At 67.8% G+C, this 12,558-nt stretch carries 10 protein-coding genes and 1 rRNA gene (1 of these 11 cut by a window edge); 10 read left to right on the forward strand and 1 reads right to left on the reverse strand.

Going from position 1 to position 12,558, the window contains the following annotated elements:
- Window positions 1-206 precede the first annotated feature (206 nt).
- The 6 genes from eccD to V1460_RS09465 all read left to right on the forward strand — a co-directional run bounded on the left by eccD (window position 207) and on the right by V1460_RS09465 (window position 7,455).
- A complete protein-coding gene (eccD, locus tag V1460_RS09440) occupies window positions 207-1,664 on the forward strand; it encodes a type VII secretion integral membrane protein EccD (protein WP_338673294.1) in 1,458 nt (485 codons plus the stop codon).
- A gap of 272 nt (window positions 1,665-1,936) precedes the next feature.
- Entirely contained in the window at window positions 1,937-2,224 is a 288-nt protein-coding gene (gene rpsO / locus V1460_RS09445) for a 30S ribosomal protein S15 (RefSeq protein ID WP_168437547.1), read from the forward strand.
- Between the two features lie 313 nt (window positions 2,225-2,537).
- Window positions 2,538-4,772 (forward strand): polyribonucleotide nucleotidyltransferase, encoded by a 2,235-nt coding sequence (locus V1460_RS09450; protein ID WP_338673295.1) that lies wholly within the window; start codon window positions 2,538-2,540, stop codon window positions 4,770-4,772.
- Window positions 4,769-6,148 carry a pitrilysin family protein gene (locus V1460_RS09455; protein WP_338673296.1) on the forward strand — a complete coding sequence of 460 codons (1,380 nt, stop codon included), beginning with the start codon at window positions 4,769-4,771 and terminating at the stop codon, window positions 6,146-6,148. Before V1460_RS09450 ends, V1460_RS09455 begins: the two co-directional genes overlap by 4 nt.
- Window positions 6,149-6,194: 46 nt before the next feature.
- Entirely contained in the window at window positions 6,195-6,971 is a 777-nt protein-coding gene (gene dapB / locus V1460_RS09460) for a 4-hydroxy-tetrahydrodipicolinate reductase (protein WP_338673297.1), read from the forward strand.
- 10 nt (window positions 6,972-6,981) lie between these two features.
- On the forward strand, window positions 6,982-7,455 hold the full coding sequence (locus V1460_RS09465; RefSeq protein ID WP_338673298.1) for a tetratricopeptide repeat protein: 474 nt from the start codon (window positions 6,982-6,984) through the stop codon (window positions 7,453-7,455).
- Window positions 7,456-7,476: 21 nt separating this feature from the next.
- Here V1460_RS09465 and V1460_RS09470 read toward each other — a convergent pair whose 3' ends face one another.
- Window positions 7,477-8,070 (reverse strand): hypothetical protein, encoded by a 594-nt coding sequence (locus V1460_RS09470; RefSeq protein WP_338673299.1) that lies wholly within the window; start codon window positions 8,068-8,070, stop codon window positions 7,477-7,479.
- 211 nt (window positions 8,071-8,281) lie between these two features.
- Between V1460_RS09470 and thyX the strand changes: the two genes are divergently transcribed.
- The 4 genes from thyX to V1460_RS09490 all read left to right on the forward strand — a co-directional run.
- Window positions 8,282-9,019: an FAD-dependent thymidylate synthase gene (gene thyX / locus V1460_RS09475; protein ID WP_338673300.1), complete on the forward strand. Its 738-nt coding sequence runs from the start codon at window positions 8,282-8,284 to the stop codon at window positions 9,017-9,019.
- Between the two features lie 190 nt (window positions 9,020-9,209).
- A complete protein-coding gene (gene dapA, locus V1460_RS09480; RefSeq protein WP_338673301.1) occupies window positions 9,210-10,109 on the forward strand; it encodes a 4-hydroxy-tetrahydrodipicolinate synthase in 900 nt (299 codons plus the stop codon).
- Window positions 10,110-10,236: 127 nt separating this feature from the next.
- Window positions 10,237-11,922, forward strand: coding sequence for a ribonuclease J (locus V1460_RS09485; RefSeq protein WP_338673302.1), 1,686 nt, complete (start codon window positions 10,237-10,239; stop codon window positions 11,920-11,922).
- 506 nt (window positions 11,923-12,428) lie between these two features.
- Window positions 12,429-12,558, forward strand: a 16S ribosomal RNA gene (locus V1460_RS09490); it runs 1,396 nt beyond the window's last position.

A 12,558-nucleotide genomic window follows, 5' to 3' on the forward strand; every position in this document is an offset into this window, starting at 1 on the left:
CCCGTTCGCGTAGGCGTCGTCCGCGTGAGGAAGTCGATCCTACTGATGCGTTCAAGGCGCCGGAGGCGCAGGAGGATGGAGATGCCGAGGGGGTAAGGGGAGAATTGGGGGAGGCTGACCCTGAGCCCCGTGTCCCAGCGGATAAGGTGGCGCTTCGCGTCGTACGAACTGCGTGAAGCAGCCTTGTCCAACAGGGGGAACACCAGGTGAGCACGGGGACTTCGACAGGTTTCTGCCGAATCACCATCGCAGCGCCGGACAGCCGCGTCGATGTCGCGCTGCCCGAGGACCTGCCGATCCAGGATCTCTTTCCCGAGATCGTCCGGCTCTCGGGTCTGGTCCAGTCGGACGCCAGCCCCTCCGGGTACCACCTCGTCACGCGTGAGGGCCAAGTGCTCGACGCGAGCCGGTCGCTGATCGAACACCGGGTCAGGGACGGCGCGGTGCTGCTGCTGCGGACCTTCGCCGACTCCCTGCCCCCGGCCGTGCACGACGACGTGGTGGACGCGATCGCCGCCGCGGTCAAGCAGGACATGCGCAGCTGGAACGACAACCTGATGCGCGTCGCCGGCCTCGTCGCCGGTTCCGTGCTCATGGTGATGCTCGGCTTCGTCTTCTGGTTCGCGGACCCGATACGGCACGACACGCACGGACTGCAGGGCATCCTCGCAGGGGTGGCCGCCCTCGCCCTCACGGCGCTCGCCGGCGTACGCGCCCGGGTGTACGACGACCGCGGCTCAGCCGTCGCGCTCGGAATCTCGGCGCTGCCGCACGCGCTCATCGCCGGCTCCGGTGTCATACCCCAGGACGCGGGCGAGGGTCCTGGCAGGATCCAGTTCCTCGTCGGGTGCGTCGCCGTACTGCTGTTCTCCGTCGTGCTGATCATGCTGCTGCCGCAGGGGGACGCCCCGTTCGTGGCGGCGGCACTGGCCTCCGCGATCGGCGCACTCGCTGTGTTCTGCGGCGTGCTCACCGACGCGGAGCCGCGTGAGATGGCCGCCGGTACCGCCGTGGTCGCGGTCGCGGTCGTCGGATTCCTGCCCGGCTGGTCGGCCCGCTTCGCCAAGATGCCGATCGGCTTCCGCAGCCCGGAGGACCTGGCCAGGGCACGCCGCGAAGGCCAGGACGGCGACGCCGAGGCCGTCGACGTCCAGCGCATCATCGCCCAGACCAGTCGGGGCCACGAACTGCTGCTCGGACTGGTCGGCGGGTGCGCCGCGGTCATCATCGGCACGGGCGGCGCGGTGCTCGGCTTCAGCGACAGCGGCTGGGCGCAGCTCCTGGCCCTGTGCACCGGCCTCGCCGCGATGCTGCGGGCGCGGCTGTTCCGCTACACCGCCCAGGTCACGTGTCTGTTCGTGGCCGGTGTCATCACGCTGGCTCTGCTGGTCCTCGGCCTGGCGATCTCGCCGCCGACCGACATCATCGTGAAGCTGCTCCAGGGAGACTCCGGGCCGGTCGACATCCGCACCCTGTGGCTCGGCGCGTCGGTCGCGGTGGGCGTGCTGATCCTGATCGCGATCGCCCTCATCGTGCCGCAGAAGGGGCTGTCCCCCTTCTGGGGCCGCATGCTCGACATCGCGGAATCGCTGGTGCTGCTGTCCCTCATCCCGGTCTGCCTGGCTGTCCTCGATGTCTACAGCAAGGTGCGCGGCGGCGTCTGAGCGGGGCCGGGACGACGCGAAGCCCGTCCTTTTGCGACGGTCGCCGGGGATCGCCCCGCCGCTTGGGACGACCGTCCCCCGCAAAGCCTGTCAAGGGCGTGCCTGTGTGCTGGTACTCTGTGTGACGGCCGTTTGTGTACGCGCCCCCAGCCCGCGCCTCGCGCAGCCGGGAGCAGCGCCCATCGTGCCTTCGCCTCCGAGTCACGGAAGCCCCCCTGAGACCAAGACCAGGGGCACTCGTAGGCGCGCGAACACCGAAAGAGGAGTACCGAGTGTCTCTCGACGCCGCTACCAAGAAGCAGATCATGGCCGAGTTCGGCACCAAGGAGGGCGACACCGGCTCCCCCGAGGTCCAGGTCGCGATGCTGTCCCGCCGTATCTCGGACCTGACCGAGCACCTCAAGACCCACAAGCACGACCACCACTCCCGCCGTGGTCTGCTGATCCTGGTCGGCCAGCGCCGCCGCCTGCTGCAGTACCTGGCCAAGAAGGACATCCAGCGCTTCCGTGCGCTGGTCGACCGCCTCGGCATCCGCCGCGGCGCGGCCGGCGCGAAGTAAGACGCCGTGAAGGGAGCGGTTCCCACATCCAGGGGGCCGCTCCCTTTGCTGTACGTGCGGTCCTGCGGTCCACCTCAGTAACCTGGTGGCAGCGCGGTACCGGAACGCGGCATACCGCCGCACGCACAACGCACCACAGACAACGCAATACCGAACGAGGAGGAGCGCCCCTCCGCCGCCGGTCCTCGGTAGTGGCCCCCGGAAACATCGCCCGGGTGCTTCGATCGAAGACCGGCCCGCACACAAGGCGCGCTTCTCCGCCATCGTCCCCCGGCCGCACGGGCCCAGGGACGCAGACGAGGAGATATCGCTAGTGGAGAACGAGACCCACTACGCCGAAGCCGTGATCGACAACGGTTCCTTCGGCACCCGTACCATCCGCTTCGAGACGGGTCGCCTGGCCAAGCAGGCCGCCGGATCCGCCGTGGCGTACCTGGACGACGACACCATGGTGCTGTCGGCCACCACCGCGTCCAAGAACCCCAAGGACCAGCTGGACTTCTTCCCCCTGACGGTCGACGTCGAGGAGCGGATGTACGCCGCGGGCAAGATCCCCGGTTCCTTCTTCCGCCGTGAGGGCCGTCCGTCCGAGGACGCGGTCCTGACCTGCCGCCTCATCGACCGTCCGCTGCGCCCGTCCTTCAAGAAGGGCCTGCGCAACGAGATCCAGATCGTCGAGACGGTCATGGCGCTCAACCCCGACCACCTGTACGACGTGGTCGCCATCAACGCCGCCTCCTGCTCCACGCAGCTGGCCGGTCTGCCCTTCTCCGGCCCGATCGGCGGCACCCGTGTCGCACTGATCAAGGGCCAGTGGGTGGCCTTCCCGACCCACACCGAGCTCGAGGACGCCGTCTTCGACATGGTGGTCGCGGGCCGCGTCCTGGAGGACGGCGACGTCGCGATCATGATGGTCGAGGCCGAGGCCACCGAGAAGACCATCGAGCTGGTGAAGGGTGGCGCCGAGGCGCCGACCGAGGAGGTCGTGGCTGCCGGTCTCGAGGCCGCGAAGCCCTTCATCAAGGTGCTCTGCAAGGCCCAGTCGGACCTCGCGGCCAAGGCGGCCAAGCCGACCGGCGAGTTCCCGGTCTTCCTCGAGTACCAGGACGACGTCCTGGAGGCGCTCACCGCCGCGGTCAAGAGCGAGCTCTCCCAGGCGCTCACCATCGCCGGCAAGCAGGACCGCGAGGCCGAGCTGGACCGCGTCAAGGCGCTCGCCGCCGAGAAGCTCCTGCCGGAGTTCGAGGGCCGCGAGAAGGAGATCTCCGCCGCGTACCGCTCGCTCACCAAGTCCCTGGTGCGCGAGCGCGTGATCAAGGAGAAGAAGCGCATCGACGGCCGGGGCGTCACGGACATCCGTACGCTCGCCGCCGAGGTCGAGGCGATCCCGCGGGTGCACGGTTCCGCCCTGTTCGAGCGTGGCGAGACCCAGATCCTGGGCGTCACCACCCTCAACATGCTCCGTATGGAGCAGCAGCTGGACACCCTTTCGCCGGTGACCCGCAAGCGTTACATGCACAACTACAACTTCCCGCCGTACTCCGTCGGTGAGACCGGCCGTGTCGGCTCGCCGAAGCGCCGCGAGATCGGTCACGGCGCCCTGGCCGAGCGCGCCATCGTGCCGGTGCTGCCGAGCCGCGAGGACTTCCCGTACGCGATCCGCCAGGTGTCCGAGGCCCTCGGCTCCAACGGCTCGACGTCCATGGGCTCTGTCTGCGCCTCCACCATGTCGCTGCTGAACGCCGGTGTGCCGCTGCGTGCCCCCGTCGCCGGTATCGCCATGGGCCTGATCTCCCAGGAGATCGACGGCAAGACGCACTATGTCGCGCTGACCGACATCCTCGGTGCCGAGGACGCCTTCGGTGACATGGACTTCAAGGTCGCCGGTACGAAGGAGTTCGTCACCGCCCTGCAGCTCGACACCAAGCTGGACGGCATCCCGGCCTCCGTCCTGGCCGCAGCCCTCAAGCAGGCCCGCGACGCGCGCCTCCACATCCTCGACGTGATGATGGAAGCGATCGACACCCCGGACGAGATGTCCCCGAACGCCCCGCGGATCATCACCGTCAAGATCCCCGTGGACAAGATCGGCGAGGTCATCGGCCCCAAGGGCAAGATGATCAACCAGATCCAGGAGGACACCGGCGCCGAGATCACGATCGAGGACGACGGCACCATCTACATCGGTGCGGCCGACGGCCCGGCCGCCGAGGCCGCTCGTGCCACGATCAACGGCATCGCCAACCCGACCATGCCGGAGGTCGGCGAGCGCTACCTGGGTACGGTCGTCAAGACCACCACCTTCGGCGCGTTCGTCTCGCTGCTCCCGGGCAAGGACGGACTGCTGCACATCTCGCAGATCCGCAAGCTCGCCGGTGGCAAGCGTGTGGAGAACGTCGAGGACGTGGTCGGTGTGGGTCAGAAGATCCAGGTCGAGATCGCCGAGATCGACCAGCGCGGCAAGCTCTCCCTCATCCCCGTGATCGAGGGCGAGACCGAGGGCGACAGCGACTCCGCCGAGGGCGAGAAGGACGACGCCGCCAAGTGACGTCACGTAGTTCCAGGACGACGGCCCGCACCTCATCGGAGGCGCGGGCCGTCGCCCGTACCCAAACGCTCCTCAAGGGTGAGCACGGCATCGGCACCGTCCGGCGCACGGTCCTGCCCGGTGGACTGCGCATCGTCACCGAGACCCTGCCCTCCGTGCGCTCCGCGACCTTCGGTATCTGGGCGCACGTCGGTTCCCGCGACGAGACCCCGTCGCTGGGCGGTGCCACGCACTATCTGGAGCACCTCCTCTTCAAGGGCACGGCGCGCCGCTCGGCCCTCGACATCTCCGCCGCGATCGACGCGGTCGGCGGTGAGATGAACGCCTTCACGGCGAAGGAGTACACGTGCTACTACGCACGAGTGCTCGACACCGACCTGCCGCTCGCGATCGACGTCGTGTGCGACATGCTCACCGGCTCCCTGATCCTCGAAGAGGACGTGGACGCCGAGCGCGGTGTCATCCTCGAGGAGATCGCGATGACCGAGGATGACCCGGGCGACGTCGTCCACGACCTCTTCGCGAGCACCATGTTCGGCGACAGCCCGCTGGGGCGCCCGGTCCTGGGCACCGTCGACACGATCAACGCGCTCGGCCGGTCGCAGATCGCCCGCTTCTACAAGAAGCACTACGACCCCACGCATCTGGTCGTGGCAGCCGCCGGAAACGTCGACCACGGCACGGTCGTCCGCCAGGTCCGCAAGGCTTTCGACCGCGCCGGGGCGCTGGCCGGGGCCGATGCCCAGCCGATCCCCCCGCGCGACGGCCGCCGCACGATCAGGACCGCAGGCCGGGTCGATGTGCTCGGGCGCAAGACCGAGCAGGCCCACGTCGTGCTCGGTATGCCGGGCCTCGCCCGCACCGACGAGCGCCGATGGGCCCTCGGCGTGCTGAACACGGCACTCGGCGGTGGCATGTCATCGCGTCTCTTCCAGGAGGTGCGGGAGAAGCGGGGACTCGCCTACAGCGTGTACTCGTACACCTCGGGCTTCGCCGACTGCGGACTCTTCGGCGTGTACGCGGGATGCAGGCCCAGCCAGGTCCACGACGTGCTGAAGATCTGCAGGGGAGAGCTCGACAGGGTGGCGTCCGAAGGGCTGTCCGACGAGGAGATCGGCCGTGCCGTCGGCCAGCTGTCGGGCTCCACTGTCCTCGGGCTGGAGGACACCGGCGCGCTGATGAACCGCATCGGCAAGAGCGAGCTGTGCTGGGGCGCTCAGATGTCGGTGGATGACATGCTGGCGAACATAGCTGCGGTCACCCCCGACGACGTACGGGCGGTCGCCCGCGCTGTGCTGGGACAGCGCCCCTCGCTGGCGGTGATCGGTCCGCTGAAGGACAAGCAGGCGGACCGTCTGCACCAATCCGTCGCGTGAACGCCCGCAGAGCCCCAGAGTCCGACTCGTAGAGAGAGCACAAGCAATGAGCAAGCTGCGCGTGGCCGTCCTCGGAGCCAAGGGCCGTATCGGGTCCGAGGCGGTCCGGGCGGTCGAAGCCGCCCGGGACATGGAGCTGGTCGCCGCGCTCGGCCGGGACGACAAGCTGGAGACCCTGGTCGAGAAGGGCGCACAGGTCGTGGTCGAGCTGACCACGCCCGCCTCGGTGATGGGAAATCTCGACTTCTGTGTACGTCACGGTGTCCACGCCGTCGTCGGCACCACCGGTTGGACCGATGAGCGTCTCGCGCATCTGCGCACCTCGCTGGACGCCTCCCCGACCTCCGGTGGGGCCCCTTCCCCGCAGACCGGAGTGCTCATCGCGCCCAACTTCTCCATCGGTGCCGTGCTCACCATGAAGTTCGCCGCCCAGGCCGCGCGCTACTTCGAGTCGGTCGAGGTGGTCGAGCTGCACCACCCGAACAAGGCGGACGCCCCTTCGGGCACCGCGACCAGGACGGCCCAGCTGATCGCGGCGGCCCGCGCCGAAGCGGGGCTCGCTCCGCAGCCCGACGCCACCGCCACCGCGTTGGACGGCGCGCGCGGCGCTGACGTCGACGGGGTGCCGGTGCACGCCGTACGCCTGCGGGGGCTGCTCGCCCACCAGGAGGTCCTGCTCGGCGGGGAGGGCGAAACCCTCACCATCCGACATGACTCCCTGCACCACAGCAGCTTCATGCCGGGCATCCTGCTCGGTGTGCGGCGTGTGGTGACGACCCCCGGCCTCACGTTCGGCCTTGAGCACTTCCTCGACCTGGACTGAGACTCACTCCATGCGCGCGAAGATCACCTACTTCATCACGGCTGCCGTCCTGGTCGTCTACTTCTTCCTGGTCGGCAGCCGGGGCGTGCTGTTGATCAGGCACGGCACGGTACTGACGGTCACCTTCGGCGTGGCGGTGCTGGTCCTTCCCGTGATCGGGATCTGGTTCCTCTGGAAGAACACCAGGTTCGTCAGGAAGGCCAACGCGCTGGCGGCCGAGCTGGAAGCCGAGGGCGGACTTCCGGTGGACGAGCTGGTCCGCACCCCGGGCGGTCGCATCGACCGGGACTCGGCGGACGCCGTCTTCGCCGAGCGCCGGGCGGAGACCGAGGACTCGCCGGCAGACTGGCGGTGCTGGTTCCGGCTGGCCGTCGCCTACCACGACGCTAGGGACACACCGCGTGCTCGCAAGGCCATGCAGCGCGCGATCGCCCTGCACGACGGCGAGGCCGCTCGTGAGGGGCGGCCGGTCAAGGCCATCTGAGCTGCCCGGGAAACCCCCGGCTCAATGGCTGGCGGCGGGCACCGTCGGCGCCGCCACCGGGCCGTACTGCGCGCCCCATGCCTCGATCGTGTCAGCCGCCCTGTCGAACGCCTCTACTCGCGAGAGGAAGTCCGCGTTGTGGTCGGTGAGCAGCGGCAGGGGCTCACCGACAGCGCGGACCAGCATCAGCGCCTGGCCCTGCACCGTGCGCGGTAGACCCAGCCAGCGCACCGGCTGCTGGACGGTCCGCAGGGCTGCGGCCTGCCCCCATTCGACGGTCGAGGTCGAGAAGAAGCCCACCCTGCGCAGTCCGTGCCTGCTCACCCAGGTGCCCATGCGCAGGAGTCGCAGCGCTGAGGCGATCACCAGCAGCGCGAGGGCGAAGCACACTCCCGCACCCGGCAGCGCCCCGGCGAAGGCGATGATCAGCGTCGCCATGAGCACGAAGGAACCGAGCAGCAGCAGCAATGCCGCGGCTCCCACCCGCCAGGGGCCGGGGCGATAGGGCCGGCGCCACTCGTCGTGGTCGTCGAAGGGCAGAGCGGCCTGGTTCTGGGCCGGTGTCCGGTCGGATGTGTCAAAGGCGCGGTCAACCGTCAGGAAGGGCAGGGGCACGGCTGATCCTCACTCATCACGCACAACGGGCTGTGACGGGTGAGGCTACAGAGCCGGTCAACCACGGGCCACCCCAGGGGGCCCGAAAGGGGGCAGTACATCTCGAACGGACCGTTGCACAGGCCCACCGAGGCGGTCGGACGATCGCTGTCAGTGCCGAGCCGTAGAGTGGGACGCCGCCCGAGTGAAGCAACTGGAAGGACACCCGCCGGTGACCGAGACCCCTGCCGACATCAAGCCCGGCTTCCGCAGCGATGTGACCGTCGAGCTGGTGAAGCACACCGCAGGTGACTCCGACGTGCTGTGGGCGGCCCGGGTCTCCACCGCGGGCGAGCAGTCCTTGGACGAGCTGTCCAAGGATCCGGAGCGCTCGAAGGGCCTGATCAACTATCTGATGCGGGACCGCCACGGCAGCCCCTTCGAGCACAACTCGATGACCTTCTTCATCAGCGCTCCGATCTTCGTCTTCCGCGAGTTCATGCGCCACCGGGTCGGCTGGTCGTACAACGAGGAGTCCGGGCGCTACCGGGAGCTCCAGCCCGTCTTCTACGTCCCGGACGCGTCGCGCAAGCTGGTCCAGGAAGGCCGTCCCGGCAAGTACGTCTTCGTCGAGGGCACCCAGGCGCAGCAGGAGCTCACGGGACGGGTCATGGCGGACTCGTACCGCCAGGCGTACGAGGCGTACCAGGAGATGCTCGCGGCCGGGGTCGCCCGTGAGGTCGCCCGCTCGGTGCTGCCCGTGGGCCTCTACTCCTCGATGTACGCGACGTGCAACGCTCGCTCGCTGATGCACTTCCTCGGTCTGCGCACGCAGCACGAGCTCGCCAAGGTGCCGTCGTTCCCGCAGCGGGAGATCGAGATGGTCGGCGAGAAGATGGAAGAGCACTGGGCCAAGCTCATGCCCCTCACCCATGCCGCGTTCAACGCGAATGGTCGTATCGCCCCGTAAGGGACAGATGTACGGTTCAGCCGGACATGGTGTCCGTATTGCGGCGTTTTGATAAGTTCATCTAGGCTGATCAAACGGACCCGGCACTGCCTGAACCCCCGAGCAGGCAGTGCCGGGCTCCGCAGCCCACGGCACACGTCACGTCCCCCGAGGGGCCCCTACCCGCTGAGCAGCGAGTAGCGTGTTACCCATGGCTCCGATCTCCACTCCGCAGACCCCCTTCGGACGGGTCCTCACCGCGATGGTCACGCCGTTCACGGCGGACGGCGCGCTCGATCTCGACGGCGCGCAGCGGCTCGCCGTCCACCTGGTGGACGCAGGCAACGACGGTCTGATCGTCAACGGCACCACCGGCGAGTCCCCGACCACCAGCGACGCGGAGAAAGACCAGCTCGTCCGGGCCGTCATCGAAGCGGTCGGAGGCCGGGCCCATGTCGTCGCCGGAATCGGCACCAACGACACCCGCCACAGCATCGAGCTTGCTCGCGCCGCCGAGCGCGCCGGAGCACACGGCCTGCTCGCCGTCACGCCGTACTACAACAAGCCCCCGCAGGAGGGCTTGTACCGGCACTTCTCGGCCATCGCCGACAGCACGGGCCTCCCTGTGATGTTGTACGACATCCCTGGCCGCAGCGGGGTGCCGATCGACACCGAAACGATCGTCCGGCTCGCCCAGCACCCGCGCATCGTCGCGAACAAGGACGCCAAGGGCGACCTCGGCCGCGCCAGCTGGGCCATCGCCCAGAGTGGCCTGGCCTGGTACTCGGGCGACGACATGCTGAACCTTCCGCTGCTGTCGGTCGGCGCCATCGGCTTCGTCTCCGTGGTGGGCCATGTGGTCACCCCGGAGCTGCGTGCCCTGGTCGACGCGTACACCGCAGGTGACGTGCAGAAGGCCACCGAGATCCACCAGAAGCTGCTCCCGGTCTTCACCGGCATGTTCCGCACTCAGGGCGTCATCACCACCAAGGCGGCACTCGCGCTCCAGGGACTGCCCGCGGGCCCGCTGCGCCTGCCGCTGGTCGAGCTCAGTGAAGTCGAGACCGCACAGCTCAAGCTGGATCTCGCCGCCGGCGGGGTACAGCTCTGATCACAGACTTCACAACTGAATATGAAGCAACTGAACAAGCGTCACATCAATGACAACAGCAAGTGCACGAATGTCACACGCGCCACGTGCCCACGCGGTACGTGGCGCGTGTGGTGAGGAGAGTCTTTTGAGTCATCCGCATCCCGAACTCGGCACTCCGCCGAAGCTCCCCCAGGGCGGCCTGCGCGTCACCCCGCTCGGTGGTCTCGGCGAGATCGGCCGGAACATGACGGTCTTCGAGTACGACGGCCGCCTCCTTATCGTCGACTGCGGCGTCCTCTTCCCCGAGGAGGAGCAGCCTGGTGTCGACCTGATCCTGCCGGACTTCAACGCGATCAAGGATCGGCTCGCCGACATCGAGGGCATCGTGCTCACGCACGGCCACGAGGACCACATCGGCGGTGTTCCCTTCCTGCTCCGTCTGAAGCCCGACATCCCGCTGATCGGTTCCAAGCTCACCCTCGCGCTCATCGAGGCCAAGCTTCAGGAGCACCGCATCCGCCCCTACACACTGGAAGTGACCGAAGGCGACCGGGAGCGCATCGGTCCCTTCGACTGCGAATTCATCGCGGTCAACCACTCCATCCCTGACGCTCTGGCCGTCGCCATCCGCACTCCCGCCGGCATGGTCGTGCACACCGGCGACTTCAAGATGGACCAGCTTCCCCTGGACGGCCGTCTCACCGACCTGCATGCCTTCGCCCGGCTGAGCGAAGAGGGCATCGACCTGCTGCTGTCCGACTCCACGAACGCCGAGGTTCCGGGCTTCGTCCCGGCCGAGCGCGACATCTCGAATGTGCTGCGCGGCGTATTCGCCGGGGCCGAGAAGCGCATTATCGTCGCCAGCTTCGCGAGTCATGTCCACCGCATCCAGCAGATCCTCGACGCCGCGCACGAGTACGGCCGTCGGGTCGCCTTCGTGGGCCGCTCGATGGTCCGCAACATGGGCATCGCCCGTGATCTGGGGTATCTGAGGATCCCGGCCGGTCTCGTCGTGGACGTCAAGACGCTCGACGACCTGCCGGACCACGAGGTCGTGCTCGTCTGCACGGGTTCCCAGGGCGAGCCGATGGCGGCACTGTCCCGGATGGCCAACCGCGACCACCAGATCCGCATCGTCCAGGGCGACACCGTCATCCTGGCCTCGTCGCTCATCCCTGGCAACGAGAACGCGGTGTACCGCGTCATCAACGGTCTGACCCGCTGGGGTGCCAACGTCGTCCACAAGGGCAACGCCCGCGTCCATGTCTCGGGCCACGCCTCGGCAGGCGAACTGCTGTACTTCTACAACATCTGCCGGCCGAAGAACCTGATGCCGGTCCACGGCGAATGGCGCCACCTGCGCGCCAACGCCGAGCTCGGAGCCCTGACGGGCGTCCCCAAGGACCGCATCGTGATCGCCGAGGACGGAGTCGTCGTCGACCTGATCGACGGCAAGGCCAGGATCTCCGGCAAGGTCCCGGCGGGATACGTCTACGTCGACGGCCTGTCGGTCGGCGATGTCACCGAGACCTCGCTCAAGGACCGGCGCATCCTCGGCGACGAGGGCATCATCTCCGTCTTCGTCGTGGTCGACTCGACCACGGGCAAGATCGTGGGTGGCCCGAACATCCACGCGCGGGGCTCCGGTATCGAGGACAACGCGTTCGACGCGGTCATCCCGAAGGTCGAAGAAGCGCTGCAGAAGTCCGCAGCGGACGGCGTCGCCGAGCCGCACCAGTTGCAGCAGCTGATCCGGCGGACCATCGGCAAGTGGGTCTCCGACACCTACCGCCGGCGCCCGATGATCCTCCCCGTGGTCGTGGAGGTCTGACACACCGTCGGGTGATACTGGAGCGGAGCGGCCCTCGATTTGCATCGGCCGCTCCGCTCGAGTACGTTTACGGCTCCGCCTCAGCGAAACCCCCGGCACACTCGTGTGCCTACGGTGGTGGAGCAGAGAGAGTGGAAATTCCGACTCAGAAGTTCTGATAAAGTCGGATCAGCCGAAAGGCGAAAGGCCCTCCAACGGCCACCGGAATCAAAATCCGAACCGGAAACGGAACGGAAATAGAATCTGGTAAGGTTGGAAACACCGAAGGGAAGCGCCCGGAGGAAAGCCTCGGAGAATGTTCCGTGGGTGAGTACGAAGGAAGCGTCCGTTCCTTGAGAACTCAACAGCGTGCCAAAAATCAACGCCAGATTAGTTGATACCCCGTCCATCCGGTTCGGATGGTCGAGGTTCCTTTGAAAAAACACAGCGAGGACGCTGTGTGCGATCGGGACTATTCCTCCTGGTCGCACCGCTCTCGTGGTGTTCGCCCCGATTACGGGGAAGCATTCACGGAGAGTTTGATCCTGGCTCAGGACGAACGCTGGCGGCGTGCTTAACACATGCAAGTCGAACGATGAAGCCTTTCGGGGTGGATTAGTGGCGAACGGGTGAGTAACACGTGGGCAATCTGCCCTG

It is taken from the genome of Streptomyces sp. SCSIO 30461 (assembly GCF_037023745.1).
In the GTDB taxonomy this organism is placed as follows: Bacteria; Actinomycetota; Actinomycetes; order Streptomycetales; family Streptomycetaceae; genus Streptomyces.